Below are 18,507 nucleotides of genomic sequence, written 5' to 3' on the forward strand. Positions count from 1 at the left end.
TTTATCCTCAGATTTCGATAAAAACTCCAACACTTTCTACGGCCATTATGCTTACCGCACACAAAGCATAAATTCCAGTTCCTACCGTTACTTGTACGGTGTCTGCATTGATAATTTTGATTAGCTTCCAGCTATTGCCATTCTTTTGATAAAGCGTCCAAGAACGGATGTTTTTATCGGCCGAATTTTTCCACTGCAAAACATTGTTATTTCCCGCTTTTTGTACTACCACTGATACTGGAGGGGCCGGCGGCTTTCCATTTTGCCAAGGCATAGTGGGAACGAGTGCGGGTTGCGTGTATGTTGTCGATTTGAAATTATCGTAGATTTGCTGGCGGTTTTCACTAAATGCTTTCATGCTGAAGAAAACGTTGCCTAAAGCTAAGCTGTCTCTAGAGTTGCGTGTAATCTCAATTTGATTGTTGATTTCCTGCACCGTCCACTTATTGCCGTCGAGCTTCCCGAGGTTATTTCCTACGTAAATATGTCGGTTTAGGGGGTTGTTTTGTAACCACCATTCCAGCAACATTGGATAGCTTTGAGCTGTTTGATCGATGCGCCAGTAAAGTTGAGGATTGAGATAATCTACCCAACCTGATTCTAACCATTTTTTGGCATCGGCATAGAGTGTTTCGTAGGCGTCTAAACCGCGACTTTGCGGTGGTTGTCCGGGCCGATAAATGCCGAAGGGACTGATGCCAAATTTTACGTTGGGTTTGACTGTTTTAATTCCTTGTCCGAGTCTTCTAACTAATTTGTTGACATTTTCGCGACGCCAGTCTCCTAAACTCATTTTGCCGCCTCTGGAAATATAACTATTGTAAATCTTGCTGTCGGGAAATTCTTTGCCGTCAATGGGATAGGGATAGAAATAATCGTCGAAGTGAACGCCGTCTATATCGTAGCGCTTAACTACGTCTAAAATTACGTTGTAAGTCTTGTCTAAAACTAAATCAATTCCCGGATCCATCCACAAGTCGTCGCCCCACGGATAAACGCATTCGGGATTGGTAACTGAGATGTGCGGGCGGACGTTGGGAGGGGTTTGGCTGGAAACTTTGGCGCGGTACGGATTGAACCAAGCGTGAACTTCGATGTTGCGTTTGTGGCTTTCTGTAACGGCAAATGTTAAAGGGTCATAGTAAGGTTGCGGTGGCTTTCCTTGGGTTCCTGTCAGCCACGCACTCCAAGGTTCTAATTCTGAGGCGTAAAGGGCGTCGCCCGCAGCTCTAATTTGGAGGATAATTGCATTGAAATTCATTTCTTGCAGCCTGTCCAGGATTTTCAGGAGTTCGGCTTTTTGCTGTTCTGTGGAGAGTTTGTTGCTGAACGGCCAGTCAATATTCCACACGGATGTTATCCAAACTCCGCGAAATTCTCGCTGGTGGTTTACGTAAACTTGGGGTCTGGGAACTTTGCTGAGAACTATAATATATTGATTGTATATTTGTGGTGCTCTTTTGAGATATACTAATGCTTGATAAACCCAGGCGACTACATCGGCTCTGGTGGCGTTTCCGGCGGGATTTAATAGGTTTAAATTGGGGGCGTTGACGACTATTTCGGATTGGGTGGCTATGACGATCGCCTTTTTGGCATAATTAGGAATTTCTGTACTGTCTTGGTAGATGTTTGATAGAACCAGATTGGTTGTCGGTGCAGCGTTTGACCCAAATATGCCGCTGACTAAGGCAACTAATGCCTCGGCCCTGGTAATCAGGCTTTCGGGTTTAAACAGGTTGTCGGGATAGCCGGAGATAAATCCTCTTTTATATGCTGCTTGAATGGCTGTGGCGGCCCAGTGGGTGGCGGGAACGTCGATAAAGGGTATGTAGGGCCGTTTGTCGGGTACGGGAAAGGCTTTGCTGACTATGGAGGCGAATTGGGCGCGGGTGAGGTTGCTGTTGGGGCGAAAAGTGCGATCGGGAAAACCGCTGATTACGGCTCTTTCTACTAAGCCGTCAATGAATATTTTTGCCCAATGATTTTGAATGTCAGAAAAGCGATTAGTGCTGGAAACCATAGTTGTATTTATAATCGGGAATTGGGAATTGGGAATGGGGCATTGGGCATTGGGAATGGGGCATTGGGGAGCGGTTATTAGTTATTAGTTATTAGTTATTAGTAGCAAGTCACAAATAACTAATAACTAATAACTAATACAACTATAATTGCTATAGCAACTGTCAACTGTCAACTGTCAACTGTCAACTGACTACAGCAAACTGGCATTTTCGTACAGCAGCCGGATGATATTGATGATTTTTTGTCCGTATAAAGGATCGGAATTCCATCGGCCTGCAAGTTCGTTGACGGTGGGGGCTACGCCGCGCTTGACAAAACGAAAACGCACGTTTTCTTTAACTAAAGGTTGGTTGATTGGTTCGTTACTGGCGTAAGCTTTTAAGTGCTGAATTTGCGCTCTAATTCCTGTTCTGGCATCGGGAAAGGAAATGCCGGAATTTGTGGGGCTGACAATTCCCATGTCGGCAAAGTTGAATTGTTCTGGTTTGACTGCACCGCCAAAGTTGAGATAGTTTGTTTCTAAACACATTTGGCAAAAAGCTACGTCGTGGTTGACGCCTTCTGCGGCTGCTTCTTGAACGTAAATTTGAGGTAGGTTGGGAAATATTACCAGGGCTTTGCTGTTTGTTTTGGTGAGAAATACTGTGATTTGTTGGGCGGTAGTTAAACCGCGTCCCATGATTTTTCCTACGCCGGAGAGGATATCCCGGCGCGATCGCAGGGAGACTGATGTGGTTGCCTGATCCCAAGTGACGGAAATGTCGTTATCGCGCAAATCGACAGCCCGCACGAATACTACTCCATTGTACGTGATTCGGCGATCGGCTGCCTCTGGTTTAACATTGAGAGCGTCTAGAACTTCGGAAGGAACAAAAGCATTTCCATTGACCAAAATGCCTTTGTCTTCGTGGGGCGCACCGTTGATTTGGATATTAATTAAAGGATAAACTGTAGGTTTTGGTGTCGGTGTCGGTGTCGGTGTCGGTGTCGGTGTCGGTGTCGGTGTCGGTAAGGGTTTTAAAGGAGTATTGTTTAACCAAGCTTCAAGTCCGTCAGCGAGTCCGAGGGCGACATCACGGCGGCGATTTTGAAATACCTTCAAATCGTCAGGGCTGGTTATAAAACCGAGTTCAATTAAAATCGAAGGAATGTTGATGCGGCGGCAAAATCCAAGGCTGCCAACACCTGCTTCAGTATCTGGTTTAGCACCGCGATTCGGTACTTCTGGACACCGACGTAAATAGCCATTTAACAGCAAATCCGCATCAGCTTTTCTGGTGGGGTTGCTACCAATATAAAATGCGCTAGCACCCCGAACTTGAGGATTAGAAAAAGCATCAGCGTGCATTTCTAATGCTACATCTCCCGGCTGGCAGCGGTTGTTTATCCAAGCGATAGTTTCTACTAAACTTAGAGTGTCGGGCACAGAGAAAGTTGTGATGCCTCGCTTCTGCAATTCGGCTACTACTAAATCCCGAGTTAGGATCATTTCCTGTGCTTCGGTTGTACCAAATGCGATCGCCCCAGAATCGCGCACGCCGCCTTCAAACCCGCCGTGTCCGGCTGAAACAAAAATAGCACCCATTAAATAAAATCCTCAACCCTGCAATTATTTGAACTTCTGCTTTTTCAGCTTGGGCTTTATTTTACCGCAAAGGCGTAGATTTTATAATTGCATAGCAAATTTGTAGTTGCGCCCTAGGTGGGGGTTTTCACCCCTGGGCGCAACTACAAACTTGTTAATCCGGGTGCAGGTTACCAGAAAGAATTGGTTGAAAGCCCCAAGTCTTTAAGGGAGAAATTACGATCGGACTATTCGTTACTCCAATCCTCTGACTTAAGGGTAGAGGTAGCTCTCAAACAGTCAACTGTCAACTGTCAACTGTCAACTGTCAACTGTTTAAATCTTGACAGCGGGGCTAGTCGAAGGTTTTGGCGCTTTAATTTCTTGGGAAGCTGCGCGGGCGCGGAAGAGTTTAGCCACGACTTGCTCGCACTTGGACAAATCTGCTTCTATCTCTGTAAAAATGGCAGTTGATACCGGATCGGTGAACTTCGCTCGCAGGTTGTTGATATCGACAACACCTGTTTGCAAATCGCCGAGAGTGCTCCGCAGCAAGAAGGTTTCATCGGTTCCTTGCATTGAGGCTTTTAATTTAGCGTATTTGTCAGCAATTTGGGCGGGAATTGACGGTTTTTCGCCGAAATCGTTGAGGCGGTTTTCGAGAGCGAGGATGTGTTTCTGTTTATTTTGAATCGTGTCCGCCAGGAGCGATCGCAAATCGGCATCTCCGGTTTTTTCCGCATAATTCTGAAACGCTTCGCAAGCATAGCGTTCCCCTGCGAGGGCGGTATTCAAACCTTTCACAATGTCCGCTTGTGTCGAGCCGCCCCAACCATTAGCTAGTTTCCACCATTCTGCATTCGTGTCAGTTTCTTCGGGTAAGCCGACTGCTTTACCGCCGTAACCGAGGCGCGCTAGAATAGCGGTAGTAAATATTCCTAAATCTCCCGGTTGGCGGGAAGTAATCAAGTTACCGTCAACTACTAAAGGTTCGTTGATGTAGTTAGCTCCGGCATTAATCATGTCTGTTTTAATTGCCAAGAAACCAGTCGCATTTTTGCCTTTGAGCGCGTCGGCTTCAATCAAAAGTTGCGGGCCGTGACAAACAGCAGCGACTATTTTTCCTTGTTCCATCGCTTCTTTGACAAACCGCACTGTATTGGGATTTGTCCGCATAGTATCGGGAGCCATACCGCCGGGAATTACGACTGCATCGAATTCTTCTGCTAATGATTCAGTGGTAGTTCCGTCAGCTTGCTGGGCGACTTTACCATTTTTTCCTGCATACTTTTCGTTTGTCCGCGAACCGAGGACAACTACGTCAAATCCTGCTTGTTTTAAGGCGTTGTAAGGAACCAGAAATTCTGAATCTTCAACTCCATTTTCGATTAGTATGGCAACTCGTTTGCTTTTGGCTCCGTTATCTGCTGTCATAATCAGTTTCCCTTAAGCTATCTTTTTATCTAAACATAAATCACCTCTCGTTTTTTGAGCATCTGGCTAAAGTGATAAATTAGTTATTCTTAAAAGCTGTTAAGGTGAGTCTTTAGAGCTATTTTATAGTAGAGCAACATTATCAACTGTCAACGAAGAGGGCGGGCACGGGGGCACCGCCCCTACAACTGTTAATGCACGTAAGAGGCTCCGTTAATGTCGATCGTGGTTCCGGTAGCGTGGGCAGCCAAACCCGATGCTAGAAAGGCGATTACGTTGGCAACATCTTGAGGAGGGGCGATTTTGCCGATCGGGATATCGCGCACAATTTGTGCTTCACCGCACTCCCGAATAAACTTATCCGACATTTCCGTACTCACAAATCCCGGCGCCACAGTAAAAGCCAAAATATTATCAGCAGCGAATCCTCTAGCAATACTGCGAGTCAAAGAAACGATCGCACCTTTTGATGCAGCGTAGTGCAGATAATTCGGGTCATCGCCGCGAAAAGCAGCGCGACTTGCTATATTAATAATCGTACCACCATTGCGAGTTTTAAAATGCAGAATTGCTTCCCGGCACAAATCGGCAACCGCAACTAAATTAACTTGTAGAGTTTGCTGCCAAGCCGACGACCAAATATCGAAATCGTCCTCAATACCCGCTGACTGCATAATCCCAGCATTATTAACTATAATATCAATATGACCGCGCCACTTTACAGCATCTTGCCACAAAAGAGAGGCCGCATTTGGTAACATCAAATCTGCTGCTAATAAAAAACAGCGATCGCCCGCCACACTTGCTGCTACCGATTCCGCCGCTTGCTGACTGCGACAGTAATGCAAAATCACCTCAGCCCCAGCATTAACAAGAGTCCGCACCGTCACTGCACCAATCCCTTTCGAGCCGCCCGTCACTAAAATTACCTTTCCAGTTAAATCAATCATTTCTCTCTCTTTTTTCTCTTTCTCTGCGCCCTCTGCGCCCTCTGCGGTAAAAAAAATAAATCCCATTCACAAGCGAATAGAATTTGCTATATGATAATTGTACATGATTAAATGTCCTCTTAAAAATAGAACGATAATTTTTCTCTCTTTCTTCTCTTTCTCTGCGCCCTCTGCGCCCTCTGCGGTAAAAAAAAATAAATCCGATTCACAAGCGAATAGAATTTGCCATACGATAATTGTACAGGATGAAATGTTCTCTTAAAAATAAACCTAAAAAATCGCCATGAAAGCAGTTGTATTCGATCGCCACGGCAGCGTTGACGTATTGCAGTACCGAGAAGTAGAAAAGCCGATCGCCAAAACAAACGAATTGCTAGTCAGAGTTCGTGCTAGCAGCGTCAATCCCGTAGACTGGAAAATCCGGCAAGGACACCTGCAACTACTCACAGGATTTAACTTTCCTCGAATTGTCGGTTCCGACATCTCGGGAGTAGTCGTAGAAGTCGGCTCGGAAGTGACTAGATTTCAACCCGGAGACGAAGTTTATACATTTTTAAATCCAATCGCTGGCGGTGCTTGTGCCGAATACGCTGTCGTGCCAGAATCGAGTGCCGCCTTTAAACCTCACAACATCACCCATGTCGAAGCAGCAGCAGTACCCATCGCAGGTTTAACGGCTTTGCAAGCATTGAGAGATTTGGGTGAAATTAAAGCAGGATACAAAGTATTGATTAACGGTGCTTCCGGCGGAGTTGGGATGTTTGGCGTGCAAATTGCTAAAGCAATGAATGCGGAAGTAACGGGAGTTTGCAGCGCCAAGAATAGAGAATTTGTCAAGGGTTTGGGAGCAGATTTTGTTGTCGATTATGCAGAAATTGATTTTACTCAACAGCGCGAAAAGTATGATATAATTTTGGATGCTGTGGCGACAAAAACATTTGCTGAATGCGAAAACGTGCTGCAAGCCGAGGGAGTTTATATCTCGACTTTGCCGAGTTTCGACAACCTCGCACCGATGTTGACGAGCTGGTTTATTCCTGGTAAAAAAGCTAAATTCATTCTAGCCAATCCCAACCCAGCCGACTTGGGGATTTTGCGGGAGTTAATCGAATCCGATAAAGTTGAGCCGATTGTCGATCGCACTTACAGCTTACCAGAAGTAGCCGCCGCCCACGGTTATAGCGAAACCGGCCGCGCTGTCGGCAAAATTGCGATCGGCATTGAAGAAGTCAGTTGACAGTTGACAGTTGACAGTTGACAGTTGACAATTGGTAGGGGCGGTGCCCCCGTGCCCGCCCTCTCTGAGTTGACAGTTAATAGTTACCAATTACAATTACCAATTAACAAATCTAAAATTGCCCCATTACCACAAAGAATTGGTTGAAATCCCCAAGTCTTTGATGGACAAATTAAGCTCGGACTATTCATTACTCCAATCCTCTTCCTTCTAGGTAGAGGTCGCTCTCAAACTGTCAACTGTCAACTGTCAACTGTTGAAAGATTCCCCATTACCAATTCCCCATTCCCTATGACTGTGCCCTCAGACTTGGAGACATCCAAACAAGATTCCGACAACAACCTCGAACAAGTTAGCGCGGAAAATAGCATTGCACCAGTCGCCGATGATTTGATGGCTGTCAACAACTTAGAAGGTGCAGGAGTTAGCCCGGAAAATATTGCACCAGCCGCTGAAGATTCTCTGGGTATGAGTAACCTAGAAGGTGCAGAAGTTAACCCGGAAAATAGCATTTCAACAATCGTCGATGATTCTACGAGTGTAAGTAACTTAGAAGCTGAAGAAGTTAGCGCGGAAACGGAAAATAGCATTGCATCAATCGCCGATGATTCTACGACGGATGTCAGCAACTTAGAAGCTGAAGAAGTTAGCGCGGAAAATAGCATTGCACCAGTCGCCGACGATTTCACCGATGTCAGCAACTTAGAAGCTGAAGAAGTTAACCCGGAAAATAGCATTGCACCAATCGCCGACAGTTTTCTGGGCTCCCGCAACCTCGAAGACGAATATCTAGACGAACTTCCCGACGAAGTTGAGATGTCTTTGTTCGATCATTTAGAAGAATTGCGACAGCGACTTTTCTACTCGCTAATTGCAGTAGCAGTCGGTGTAGTTGGTTGTTTTTTAACTGTTAAACCCATCGTACAATTGCTAGAAGTACCCGCCGGGCCTGTCAAATTTCTACAACTAGCTCCTGGTGAGTATTTCTTTGTTTCTATCGAAGTAGCGGGATACAGCGGTTTGCTGATTGCAAGTCCGTTTATTTTTTACCAAATAGCGCTATTTGTGCTACCGGGTTTGACTCGCAAAGAACGCAAGTTGCTCGGGCCAGTGTTTTTGGGTTCTAGTTTCCTCTTCTTGGGCGGGCTGGTATTTGCTTACATCGCTTTGATTCCAGCGGCGCTGAACTTCTTTGTTACCTACGGGGCGGATGTTGTAGAGCAGTTGTGGTCGATCGACAAATACTTTAAATTTGTACTGTTGTTAATGTTCAGCACGGGTTTAGCTTTTCAAATCCCAATTGTCCAAGTATTGCTCGGCGTTTTGGGAATAGTTTCTTCTAGCAAAATGCTATCTGGCTGGCGTTATGTAGTCTTGGGTGCGGCGGTTTTGGGTGCTGTTTTAACGCCTTCTACTGACCCTTTGACGCAAAGTCTTTTGGGGGGTGCGGTGCTGGCTCTTTACTTTGGTGGCGTCGGTTTGGTGAAGCTTTTGGGGCGTTAAACAGTTGACAGTTGACAGTTGACAGTTGACAGTTGACAGGTGACAGCGAAGTGATAAGAACCGAGATTTAAACTCCGTTCTTATCACAATCTGCCTTGATGAGTAAGGGCTTCAAACTCTTGCTATTCGGTGAGACTTAGAAATAGCAAGCAATAGACAAGATTCTAAAAATAACTGGGACAGGCATCTTGACTGTCCCACAACTTTCTTTCGATCGATCGCCTATCTTGATTTACCAGTGCGATCGTCAGGATGTAAAATAAACACGATCTAGTTATCAATCCTTGAAAAAATGCGAGAACTTTACCCGCCCAGACAACCTTATAACGAAGGAAAACTCAAAGTTTCTGACATCCATACAATTCATTTTGAGGAGTCAGGCAACCCAGAGGGAAAACCTATTGTATTGCTACACGGGGGCCCAGGAGGTGGATGTCCGCCTTTTTACCGACAATATTTTAACCCGGAAAAATGGCGTTTGGTGATGTTTGACCAACGCGGATGCGGTCAAAGTAAACCTCATGCAGAATTGCAAGAAAATACAACTTGGGATTTAGTCAACGATATTGAGAAACTTCGAGAATATTTAAATATTCAGCAATGGGTTGTTTTTGGTGGTAGCTGGGGAAGCACTCTATCTTTAGCTTACAGTCAAACGCATCCTGACCGTTGTAACGGTTTAATCTTGCGCGGCATTTTTATGCTGAGACAAAAAGAAATTCGCTGGTTTTATCAAGAAGGAGCAAGTTATATTTTCCCGGATGCTTGGGAAGAATATGTTAAACCTATCCCCATAAATGAAAGGGACGATTTGCTAACAGCTTATTACCAGCGCTTGACGAGTCCAGATCCTCACATTAGATTAGAAGCGGCTCGTGCTTGGTCAATTTGGGAAGGGAGTACGAGTAGATTATTTCCCGATTTAGATGTCAAGCAAAGCTTTGGAATTGATGCTTTTGCCGAGGCGTTTGCCAGAATTGAGTGCCATTATTTTATCAACAAGGGATTTATAGACCCGGAAGATAAATTGCTTTTAAATATCGATCGCATCCGCAAGATTCCGGCGGTTATCGTTCAGGGAAGATATGATGTTGTTTGCCCGATGATCTCGGCGTGGGAACTGCATCGTGCTTGGCCTGAAGCTGAGTTCATTGTAGTTGCCGATGCCGGACATTCGATGAGCGAACCGGGAATTCGTACCTGTTTAATGGAGGCAACAGATAAGTTTGCAGACTGGTAGTCATCCAAATTGCTAATGGTGAATTGCTGATTTTTAATTAGTCCTATAAAGATTTTATATCAAATCTGGTAGCATCAGAATTATTCAACTCCCCCTTCTCTCTCTGTGTGCTCTGTGTTCTCTGCGGTTAAATCATTCCCATGGAACCGGAAACAATATTATGCGTGAAAATGATTTTTTGGTGAGTATTAGACGATCGCTCAATTTGAAGATTGATAAAAAATATAGAGGTGCGATCGCCCGCGCCTCTATATTTTAGTAAAAGTTAAAATCCCACACCAAAGTTTTGTCAAAACTTTGTCTACATTCGGAACTGTTCTACTTCAGGCGTATAGCCGATCGGCAAAATGTAATCGAGATTCTCGTGGGGACGAGCAATTATGTGATACGATAGCAACTTTCCGCCATCGACCTTTTTAACTGATTCAATTCCAGCAGCAACGGCTGCTTGCACTTCAGAGATATCTCCTCGAACTATAATTGTCCAGTAAGCACGGGTTATTTTTTCATAGCGAACTAAAGTAACTCGGGCTGCTTTCACCATTGAGTCTGCAACTTCTACGGCAGCGGGAAATCCTAAGACTTCAACCATTCCAACTGCAACACCCATTACAACATTCTCCTAAGTTTCACAAGATATCTGAGACTCATTGTATGTGAAAGTGTTGACAGAAATTGGTTCGGATGATTTTGGTCAGCTAGAAACCCCACCGCCCCAAATTTTCACAGCCCCACAGCCTCCTGCGGCATTTCAATCCTGCTGTCTGGCGCCCAGGAAAGCCCGCTACATCATAAGTTTGAATCAAAAAACTGCGAAAATTAGCTGCGCCACAGCGACGGTTCCTCACCGCCCCCACGCTGGCTGACAAATTCGCCTGACGATTTTTGGGACTTTCAACTTAAAAAATCCAGCCCCGCCCAGACACAAAACTTTACAAGCGACGAGATGGGCGATCGATCGCTATGATTTCCTTTGCAGCTTTCCCGATCGCACTCCGGTATGATTCGGATGTCACCGTATTTTATATGACTGAGGACTAAAGACTAAGGACTGATGACTGATGGCTCAAAACTCATCAAGCAACCACTCCGAGGCTCTTTCGCCCAAATCCAGGGGAACGCTGACAGCTTTGCCCAAGCGCGGGCGATCGCGAGTAGTGACAATATATTCTCTCACCTGTTCGGTGCTGCCCCAGCCGTTGAGGTAATTGGCCACCGCGTCCAAATGCTCGAAATAATCAGCCTCCGTCATCGGAAAAGACACCTGTTCCAAATATTTCCACATCACCTGCACAAAAATCTTGCCTCGCGTTCGCCGCAATCTGATATCGTAAGACTTTCCCCATTTTTGTAGGAGTAGCTGGTGTAAATCCTTGCCCGTCATGGTTGCTCCTGAGTGAATCTGTTAAACAATAAAAGACAAAGTTCAAAAAATGTAATAATACTCTAATAAAGGCTGGAAGGCGCATTCTTAAAAGGAATTTTCGCTGCCTCAAATTTGTGCGAGCAGATTAGCACCGATAGTCCGAGTTGTCTGCACGTACAAGTTGGCTCACAAACAAACGTAACTTAAAACCGTAAAGGCAGGTCATGGCTCAAACTTCTGCTGGAAATCCCGATGTTCCCGATATGGGGCGTCGCCAATTTATGAATTTGCTGACGTTCGGTACAGTCACAGGTGTGGCACTGGGCGCACTTTATCCCGTTGTCCAATATTTTGTTCCTCCGTCGAGTGGGGCTGTTGGTGGCGGTGTCACCGCTAAAGATGCCTTGGGTAACGACATCATCGTTAGCGAATATTTGACTTCGCACCCTGCGGGCGATCGCACTTTGGCCCAAGGCCTCAAAGGCGACCCCACTTATCTGGTGGTCGAAAAAGACCTAACTATCGCTGAATACGGCATCAATGCAGTCTGCACTCACTTGGGTTGCGTCGTGCCTTGGAATGCTAGCGAAAACAAGTTTATGTGTCCTTGCCACGGTTCTCAATACAACAGTGAGGGCAAAGTGGTACGGGGCCCCGCACCTTTGTCTTTGGCCTTGGCCCACGCCACTGTCGCAGATGACAAGGTGGCTTTTACCCCTTGGAAAGAAACAGATTTCCGCACCGGCGAAGAACCTTGGTGGTCTTAGTTGTTAGTCATTAGTTAGTAGTTAGTGGTTAATAGTTAGTGGTTAGTGGTTAGTAGTTAGGAGTTGGGAGTTAGTGGTTAGTAGTTTCTAATAACCAATAACAAATAACCAATAACAAATAACCAATAACAAATAACCAATAACAAATAACCAATAACAAATAACCAATAACAAATAACCAATAACCAATGACCAATGACCAATGACTAAATTGTCTGAACCTTTGAGATTGAATACTCTGATGCCACAAATTAACTTATCTGCGATATTTCGCCGCAGTGCCAGGACGATCGCCAAAACTGCCTTAATTGCGATCGCCGCCGCCGGATTTTTTCTCAGTAGCGACATCGCACTTCCCCAAGCAGCATTCGCTTACCCTTTCTGGGCCCAGCAAACAGCACCCGCTACTCCCCGCGAAGCTACAGGGCGGATTGTTTGCGCTAACTGCCACCTCGGTGCCAAACCGACTGAAGTAGAAGTCCCCCAATCTGTTTTACCCGACACAGTTTTTGAAGCAATTGTCAAAGTTCCCTACGATCAAAGCGTGCAGCAAGTTACCGGCGACGGTAGCAAAGGCGGCTTGAATGTAGGCGCAGTTGTCATGTTACCCGAAGGTTTCAAGATTGCTCCCGCTGACAGAATTCCCGAAGAAATGAAGGAAAAAGTCGGCGATCTTTACTTCCAACCTTACAGCGAAACCCAAGAAAATGTTGTTTTAGTGGGCCCGCTCCCAGGCGAACAATACAAAGAATTGGTATTCCCAGTTTTGTCGCCAAATCCCGAAACTGACAAGTCAGTTCACTACGGCAAATATCTAATTTATGTCGGCGGCAACCGCGGTCGCGGTCAGGTTTATCCTACTGGCGCCAAGAGCAACAATACTGTTTATAATGCCTCAGTAGCTGGCACTATTTCTAAAATTGCTCAACCCGAAGATGGCGGTTATGAAGTGACAATTCAACCAGCAGAAGGTGCAGCGGTTGTTGATACAATTCCCGCAGGCCCAGAACTGATTGTTACTGAAGGACAAACTGTTGCATCCGGCGAAGTTTTGACGAACAATCCTAATGTAGGCGGTTTCGGTCAAAAAGACGTGGAAATTGTGCTGCAAAGTGCAGGACGAGTTAAAGGATTGATGGCTTTCGTGGCTATAACCATGCTAGCTCAAATCATGCTGGTTCTGAAGAAGAAACAGGTCGAAAAAGTTCAAGCTGCTGAAATGAATTTCTAAGCAGGACTTTCATGAGTTGGGTAAAGTGCTCAGTTATTAGTGTCAACAAATACGTCTTGTGTAGTGCGAGACTGCTGCCTTACTATTAAGCCTAGATCCCCCCTAACCCCCCTTAAGAAGGGGGGAACAAGAGTATTCTTAAAGTCCCCCTTTTTAAGGGGGATTTAGGGGGATCGAGACTTAGATACAAACCTGAGATACAAAAGGTTTTAGGCAATTGTTGAGACTAATGGTGCTTTGTGCGTACCCAACTATTAAGTAAGTAAGTAAGGCGGGGAATACCCGCCTTATTCTTTGATAAATAAGAAGTAAAATAATGCCAATTGATGAGAAAACAATTCAAGTAGGGTCACTGGAATGGTTTTATCGGGAAGCAAATCCGGTAAACGAAAGTGATAAATCTCCTGTGTTGCTGCTGCACGGTATACCCTCCCAAAGCTTTACCTGGAGTGCGATTATGCCAGATTTGGCTGCCCAGGGATTTCGATCGATAGCGCCGGATTGGGTGGGCTACGGGCGATCGACAAAACCAGACAAACGCGACTTTGCTTATACTCCCGATGCCTTTGCAGACGCCCTTGCAGGCTTTATTCAAACCCTAGAATTAGACAGAGTTTCCCTAGTCGTCCAAGGATTTTTAGCATCTGTCGGCATTCAATACGCTTTACGAAATCCCGATAAAATCGATCGTTTAGTAGTCATAAATACACCAATTTCAGCAGATATCAAATTGCCTTGGAAAATGCAGCAGTTGGGACTGCCATTTATTGGTGATATGCTGACGCAAGACCCACTTTTGGTGGACAGAACCCTCGAAGGCGGAAGCCGCATCAGGGTATTAGACAAAGATTTAGATGTTTACCGGCGCCCGTTTTTGAAGAGTTCGGATGCAGGGCGATCGCTAATGAACACCATCCGCAACATTCAATTGCCAAAGTCCATGGCAGAAATTGAATCCGGGTTACAAGGATGGACAAGCCCAACCTTATTTGTGTGGGGTTTAACCGACCCTTGGCTGAGTGTTGAACCAGCTAAAAAATTAGTCACTTCCATGAAAAATGCCGAGTTAGTCACCCTAGAAGAAGTTTCCCATTATCCTCAAGAACATTGGTCAGAAAAAGTTGGCGGTGCTCTGATAACTTTTCTGCGCCAAAAGGAGGTAAAATAATATTTTGTACATAACTCTCGGTGCAAAGTAGGGGCGGTGTCTCGGTGCCGGCCCGCAACGAGAAATCTAAAATCTAAAGTCTAAAATCGCTGTCAGGAACTCAGAGGCTCAAGCCACTGAGCTTGTAAGAAATTGCAAGCTGTTCTGACCAGACCCCTCCTAGGAGGAGACGTTATTTAGGTCACGACACCGGAGAATGCGACGCCAGTTTTCCGCTCTGTCATCTGCGATTAAACAGTTTTAAAGTCACTGAAACAGTGTCGCAGGTCTAACAAGCCTTTATAACCAGGTCAAGGCGAACATTACCCCGGAAGGGAGGCTCCATCAGGAGCAAACATTATGCGATCGCTGGTTGCAACATTTGAGATGGTAATTGTCCCATCGAAAGTACATTACAAAAGTACACCGGACTCTTGCAACTCCAAGGCAGTAATGGAAAGATTTAAGGCGATTAAAATCGCCGGGTCGTTTTCCTCTCAGGTCTTTCATACTCTGAGTTTACCACTTACCGTATTGTTTTTATGACTCGTCCCCGTTCCTTTTTTGCCTTGATGATGGCATTTTTGATGGCATTTCTGGTTAGTTGCAGCAGTGTCGAAGCAAAAGTTCCCACGACTTACACAGCAGCCCAGATCCAACAGATTCAGCGCTATGTTCCTACTCTGACAGAGTTCCGATCGCGCATGGACAACCTAGGAACCCTAATTCAGAAAAAAAATTGGATTGATGCCAAAACTTACATTCACGGGCCTCTCGGCGAATTGCGCGCCACGATGAAAACCGTGTCGGGCAGTTTGTTGCCGAAATCTCAACAGCAAGCTATGGATTTGACCAAGAGTTTGTTTGCTGATTTGGTAGAGATTGATAACGCTGCTAAAATGGCTGACAATGCCAAAATCACCGCTAGTTATAGCAAAGCTGTGAAGGATTTCGATACTTTCTTGCAGCTACTTCCTAAAGCCTAATAGCTTTAGTTTGTCGCGCAGATCGGACGTATGGTTGAAACCGCGCCTATACAAAGACGGCGGTTGAAACCGCGTCTACACAAACGAAGTCCACCTCCGTGGTGTAAAGAAAATAACGTAAAACGTAATTTTTACTGCCCGTTCTTCAACCCGCGGAGGCGGGTTTCGTTTATGTAGCCGCGGTTTCTAACCGCCCGGTATTCTTCTGTACAATCTAAAATCTAAAATCTAAAATATAAAATTCAATGGTTCGCGTTGCAATTATTGGTTGCGGTATTGTCGGGGCTTCGATCGCCTTTGAATTAAGTAAATTTCCCGAATTAAAAGTCACTGTATTCGACAAACAGCCCCCAGCACAAGGTTCTACAGGTGCAGCCCTCGGCGTTTTGATGGGAGTTATCAGCCACAAAACGAAGGGCAGAAATTGGCATTTGAGGGAAACCAGCCTTCAGCGCTACGAAACTTTGATTCCTGAATTGGAAGCAGCTACGGGGCGGAAAATTCCATTTAACAAACAGGGAATTTTGATGCTGTGTTCGGAAGGAGAAGATTTAAGTAAGTGGGAAAAGCTAGCAGCAACTCGCAAGTCTCAAGGTTGGAAATTAGAACTTTGGGAGGTGGAACGAGTGCGCGAGTTTTGCCCTCATCTCGATTTAAAGAATAACATAATTGCTGGTATTTATTCGCCTCAAGACCGGCAAGTCGATCCAACTACTTTAACTTTGGCTTTGGTGGATGCTGCTACACAAAATAAAGTGATTTTTGAGTTTGGGGTGGAAGTTGCAGGGGCCCAAATGGCTGATAGTGGCAAGTTCGATCGACTAATTGTATCTGCTGGTTTAGGTTCCGCTGCTGTCACTGCATCGCTAAATCAATTGGTGGACATTCGCCCGGTGTTGGGACAAGCGCTGCATTTGCGGTCAAAAAATCCCTTAGGAAACCCAGATTTTGCGCCAGTAATTACCTGCGATGACGTTCACATTGTACCTTTGGCAAATCAAGAATGTTGGGTAGGGGCGACGGTGGAATTTCCCGAAAACGGCGGGGAAGTGCAGGCGAATGCTGATATGTTGGATGAAGTGATGGCAAGGGCGATCGCACTTTGTCCAGCCTTAGCCGAGGCCCAAATCATCCGAAAATGGTCGGGATTGCGCCCGCGCCCCGAAGGACGCCCAGCCCCAATTATCGAAGCGCTTCCCAGTAACAGCAAGGTTTTGATAGCTAGCGGCCACTACCGCAACGGTGTTCTGCTGGCCCCTGCAACCGCGCGATCGATCCGAGAGATGATTTTGCAATAATTAACAAATGTTAATATAATCAATAAAGTGGTTGAAACCGCGTCAACACGAGACTTTACCCGAGGAGTGCGGGTTGAAGACTAGGTAATTGAAATTACGTTATCTTCTTGAGTCCGCGGAGGCGGACATTGTTTGTCTAGGCGCGGTTTCAACCGCCGTCTTATCTTACATCTAAAAATGTCCGAAAACCCCTTAGGAAAGCCACGAATTTTGTGGCGAGTAATCTTGCTATCTGGAGTCAGCTTGCTGCTATATTACGGCTGGTACAAATGGATTATTCAAGAAGAATTGCGGACTTATAACGGCAAGGGTTGGTCGGGGACACTTTGCTTGTTGCCCTTTGTTTTAGGAGTAGCCATCCCCCAAGCTTTGCGAATATTCGACCCCGACGTTCCCGGATGGTTTGGTTGGTTTTCCTTCGTGGGAATTGCTTGGATTTACATCGTGCAGTTCAAACTTTACAACACAGTTAACGAATTGTACCGCCAAGAAGGAATTAAAGAACCGCTAACTGTTTGGTGGATGTTTGTACCTGGTTTAAATTTAATTGTCGGCTTGCGGCAAATTCATTTCTTAAGCCAGTTTTGGGCAAAAAAACAGGGAATTGAAGTCAAGGATAACTTAGCCGAAAGCCTTCCTTTTCTGTCAGCTAACGCTTGAGGTAAAACTTTTCACACCGATATCATAGGTTTGTAGTGAGGACTTCAGTCCTTTCCATTTGCACAGGTTTGTAGTGAGGACTTCAGTCCTTTCCAGGTTTGTAGTGAGGACTTCAGTCCTTTCCAGGTTTGTAGTGAGGACTTCAGTCCTTTCCAGGTTTGTAGTGAGGACTTCAGTCCTTTCCAGGTTTGTAGTGAGGACTTCAGTCCTTTCCTTGTACAGCAGAATAATGATTTTCCGAGTGTAGTGCGATCGTCCTCCCTCGCATGAAAGTGTGGCATCATCAGCCCTTTCTCCATGTTTGAGTCAATCAGGACTAAAGTCCTCACTACGAACCTGTTAATCAGGACTAAAGTCCTCACTACGAACCTGTTAATCAGGACTAAAGTCCTCACTACGAACCTGTTAATCAGGACTAAAGTCCTCACTACGAACCTGAGTTAATTAGGACTAAAGTCCTCACTACGAACCTGTTAATCAGGACTAAAGTCCTCACTACGAACCTGAGTTAATTAGGACTAAAGTCCTCACTACGAACCTGAGTTAATTAGGACTAAAGTCCTCACTACGAACCTGAGTTAATTAGGACTAAAGTCCTCACTACGAACCTTTGAATCAGCAAAACCGATTCGGTAAATTAGCAAGAATCAGTTTAAGTTCCGGTTCATTAACCCGCTTAATTGCTTTCGGAATACTTACCCACTGTCGCTTTCTACAGCTAGCTTCCGGCCATTTTTCCAGAACAGTTTGTACTTGCAGTAAAAATACTTCTACCTGACAAGTATAGCCAGACTTTTGGTACTCGTAAGTTCCCAGCAAATCCGGGAACACCTTACCCAACAAACCTGCTTCTTCCCAAGCTTCCTTAGCAGCAGAATCTTGAGGAGTCATGTCAGGTTCAATTAACCCTTTAGGAATCACCCAACGCTTACCCGTTGAAGAAGTGATCACCATTACTTCAATTTGTCCGTTTTGAATGCGGTAGGGAATGACAGCCGATTGTTCTACCAATACAATAGTTCTTGTACTCATGATTTATGCAATCTTTAGGGTGCAAAGGCTGCTTCAACTTGATTGAAAGTTGAAGATTCAAAATAAA

The 18,507-nt window shown here is 45.3% G+C and carries 17 protein-coding genes; 10 read left to right on the top strand and 7 right to left on the bottom strand.

Annotated features, from left to right (window positions below; genetic code table 11):
* Window positions 1-7: 7 nt before the first annotated feature.
* The 4 genes from QZ938_RS18540 to QZ938_RS18555 all read right to left on the bottom strand — a co-directional run bounded on the left by QZ938_RS18540 (window position 8) and on the right by QZ938_RS18555 (window position 5,973).
* On the bottom strand, window positions 8-2,023 hold the full coding sequence (locus tag QZ938_RS18540; RefSeq protein WP_293352698.1) for a family 10 glycosylhydrolase: 2,016 nt from the start codon (window positions 2,021-2,023) through the stop codon (window positions 8-10).
* A gap of 192 nt (window positions 2,024-2,215) precedes the next feature.
* Window positions 2,216-3,610, bottom strand: a complete 1,395-nt coding sequence (locus QZ938_RS18545) for an N-acetylmuramoyl-L-alanine amidase (protein ID WP_293352700.1) — start codon at window positions 3,608-3,610, stop codon at window positions 2,216-2,218.
* 315 nt (window positions 3,611-3,925) lie between these two features.
* Window positions 3,926-5,023: a DJ-1/PfpI/YhbO family deglycase/protease gene (locus QZ938_RS18550; protein WP_293352702.1), complete on the bottom strand. Its 1,098-nt coding sequence runs from the start codon at window positions 5,021-5,023 to the stop codon at window positions 3,926-3,928.
* 191 nt (window positions 5,024-5,214) lie between these two features.
* Window positions 5,215-5,973, bottom strand: a complete 759-nt coding sequence (locus QZ938_RS18555) for an SDR family NAD(P)-dependent oxidoreductase (RefSeq protein ID WP_293352704.1) — start codon at window positions 5,971-5,973, stop codon at window positions 5,215-5,217.
* A 283-nt stretch (window positions 5,974-6,256) separates the two neighbouring features.
* On the opposite strand from QZ938_RS18555, the gene QZ938_RS18560 reads away from it, so the two are divergent.
* The 3 genes from QZ938_RS18560 (at window position 6,257) to pip (ending at window position 9,953) form a co-directional block, all read left to right on the top strand.
* Window positions 6,257-7,210 carry an NAD(P)-dependent alcohol dehydrogenase gene (locus QZ938_RS18560; protein ID WP_293352706.1) on the top strand — a complete coding sequence of 318 codons (954 nt, stop codon included), beginning with the start codon at window positions 6,257-6,259 and terminating at the stop codon, window positions 7,208-7,210.
* Between the two features lie 735 nt (window positions 7,211-7,945).
* Window positions 7,946-8,713, top strand: a complete 768-nt coding sequence (gene tatC / locus QZ938_RS18565) for a twin-arginine translocase subunit TatC (RefSeq protein WP_293145175.1) — start codon at window positions 7,946-7,948, stop codon at window positions 8,711-8,713.
* Between the two features lie 292 nt (window positions 8,714-9,005).
* Window positions 9,006-9,953: a prolyl aminopeptidase gene (gene pip, locus QZ938_RS18570; RefSeq protein ID WP_293144709.1), complete on the top strand. Its 948-nt coding sequence runs from the start codon at window positions 9,006-9,008 to the stop codon at window positions 9,951-9,953.
* A 301-nt stretch (window positions 9,954-10,254) separates the two neighbouring features.
* Here pip and QZ938_RS18575 read toward each other — a convergent pair whose 3' ends face one another.
* The gene (locus tag QZ938_RS18575) at window positions 10,255-10,563 is read right to left on the bottom strand and encodes a carbon dioxide-concentrating mechanism protein CcmK (protein WP_106149684.1); all 309 of its coding nucleotides are present in this window, start codon (window positions 10,561-10,563) and stop codon (window positions 10,255-10,257) included.
* 46 nt (window positions 10,564-10,609) lie between these two features.
* Here QZ938_RS18575 and QZ938_RS18580 point away from each other — a divergent pair, with 46 nt between their 5' ends.
* A complete protein-coding gene (locus QZ938_RS18580; protein WP_293144707.1) occupies window positions 10,610-10,819 on the top strand; it encodes a hypothetical protein in 210 nt (69 codons plus the stop codon).
* Between the two features lie 200 nt (window positions 10,820-11,019).
* On the opposite strand, the gene QZ938_RS18585 is transcribed toward QZ938_RS18580, so the two are convergent.
* A complete protein-coding gene (locus QZ938_RS18585) occupies window positions 11,020-11,337 on the bottom strand; it encodes a DUF3067 family protein (protein WP_293144705.1) in 318 nt (105 codons plus the stop codon).
* Between the two features lie 206 nt (window positions 11,338-11,543).
* Here QZ938_RS18585 and petC point away from each other — a divergent pair, with 206 nt between their 5' ends.
* The 6 genes from petC (at window position 11,544) to QZ938_RS18615 (ending at window position 17,408) form a co-directional block, all read left to right on the top strand.
* Window positions 11,544-12,086 (top strand): cytochrome b6-f complex iron-sulfur subunit, encoded by a 543-nt coding sequence (gene petC, locus QZ938_RS18590; RefSeq protein ID WP_293144703.1) that lies wholly within the window; start codon window positions 11,544-11,546, stop codon window positions 12,084-12,086.
* Window positions 12,087-12,327: 241 nt separating this feature from the next.
* A complete protein-coding gene (gene petA, locus QZ938_RS18595; RefSeq protein WP_293145172.1) occupies window positions 12,328-13,317 on the top strand; it encodes a cytochrome f in 990 nt (329 codons plus the stop codon).
* 316 nt (window positions 13,318-13,633) lie between these two features.
* A complete protein-coding gene (locus tag QZ938_RS18600; protein ID WP_293144701.1) occupies window positions 13,634-14,485 on the top strand; it encodes an alpha/beta fold hydrolase in 852 nt (283 codons plus the stop codon).
* Window positions 14,486-15,006: 521 nt separating this feature from the next.
* Window positions 15,007-15,450, top strand: coding sequence for a photosystem II protein PsbQ (psbQ, locus tag QZ938_RS18605; protein WP_293144699.1), 444 nt, complete (start codon window positions 15,007-15,009; stop codon window positions 15,448-15,450).
* Between the two features lie 245 nt (window positions 15,451-15,695).
* A complete protein-coding gene (locus QZ938_RS18610; protein ID WP_293352708.1) occupies window positions 15,696-16,748 on the top strand; it encodes an FAD-binding oxidoreductase in 1,053 nt (350 codons plus the stop codon).
* Between the two features lie 177 nt (window positions 16,749-16,925).
* On the top strand, window positions 16,926-17,408 hold the full coding sequence (locus QZ938_RS18615) for a hypothetical protein (RefSeq protein ID WP_293144695.1): 483 nt from the start codon (window positions 16,926-16,928) through the stop codon (window positions 17,406-17,408).
* Between the two features lie 615 nt (window positions 17,409-18,023).
* Here the strand turns inward: QZ938_RS18615 and QZ938_RS18620 are convergent.
* Window positions 18,024-18,440, bottom strand: coding sequence for an NUDIX hydrolase (locus tag QZ938_RS18620; protein ID WP_293144694.1), 417 nt, complete (start codon window positions 18,438-18,440; stop codon window positions 18,024-18,026).
* Window positions 18,441-18,507 lie beyond the last annotated feature (67 nt).

Origin of the sequence: Microcoleus sp. CAWBG27 (assembly GCF_020883145.1) — a bacterium.
In the GTDB taxonomy this organism is placed as follows: domain Bacteria; phylum Cyanobacteriota; class Cyanobacteriia; order Cyanobacteriales; family Microcoleaceae; genus Microcoleus.

Excerpts from the sequence above, each read along its gene's own strand:
- QZ938_RS18540 (WP_293352698.1), bottom strand. The coding sequence starts at position 2,023 with ATGGTTTCCAGCACTAATCGCTTTTCTGACATTCAAAATCATTGGGCA.
- QZ938_RS18545 (WP_293352700.1), bottom strand. The coding sequence starts at position 3,610 with ATGGGTGCTATTTTTGTTTCAGCCGGACACGGCGGGTTTGAAGGCGGC.
- QZ938_RS18550 (WP_293352702.1), bottom strand. The coding sequence starts at position 5,023 with ATGACAGCAGATAACGGAGCCAAAAGCAAACGAGTTGCCATACTAATC.
- QZ938_RS18555 (WP_293352704.1), bottom strand. The coding sequence starts at position 5,973 with ATGATTGATTTAACTGGAAAGGTAATTTTAGTGACGGGCGGCTCGAAA.
- QZ938_RS18560 (WP_293352706.1), top strand. The coding sequence starts at position 6,257 with ATGAAAGCAGTTGTATTCGATCGCCACGGCAGCGTTGACGTATTGCAG.
- pip (WP_293144709.1), top strand. The coding sequence starts at position 9,006 with ATGCGAGAACTTTACCCGCCCAGACAACCTTATAACGAAGGAAAACTC.
- QZ938_RS18575 (WP_106149684.1), bottom strand. The coding sequence starts at position 10,563 with ATGGGTGTTGCAGTTGGAATGGTTGAAGTCTTAGGATTTCCCGCTGCC.
- QZ938_RS18585 (WP_293144705.1), bottom strand. The coding sequence starts at position 11,337 with ATGACGGGCAAGGATTTACACCAGCTACTCCTACAAAAATGGGGAAAG.
- petC (WP_293144703.1), top strand. The coding sequence starts at position 11,544 with ATGGCTCAAACTTCTGCTGGAAATCCCGATGTTCCCGATATGGGGCGT.
- petA (WP_293145172.1), top strand. The coding sequence starts at position 12,328 with ATGCCACAAATTAACTTATCTGCGATATTTCGCCGCAGTGCCAGGACG.
- QZ938_RS18600 (WP_293144701.1), top strand. The coding sequence starts at position 13,634 with ATGCCAATTGATGAGAAAACAATTCAAGTAGGGTCACTGGAATGGTTT.
- psbQ (WP_293144699.1), top strand. The coding sequence starts at position 15,007 with ATGACTCGTCCCCGTTCCTTTTTTGCCTTGATGATGGCATTTTTGATG.
- QZ938_RS18610 (WP_293352708.1), top strand. The coding sequence starts at position 15,696 with ATGGTTCGCGTTGCAATTATTGGTTGCGGTATTGTCGGGGCTTCGATC.
- QZ938_RS18615 (WP_293144695.1), top strand. The coding sequence starts at position 16,926 with ATGTCCGAAAACCCCTTAGGAAAGCCACGAATTTTGTGGCGAGTAATC.
- QZ938_RS18620 (WP_293144694.1), bottom strand. The coding sequence starts at position 18,440 with ATGAGTACAAGAACTATTGTATTGGTAGAACAATCGGCTGTCATTCCC.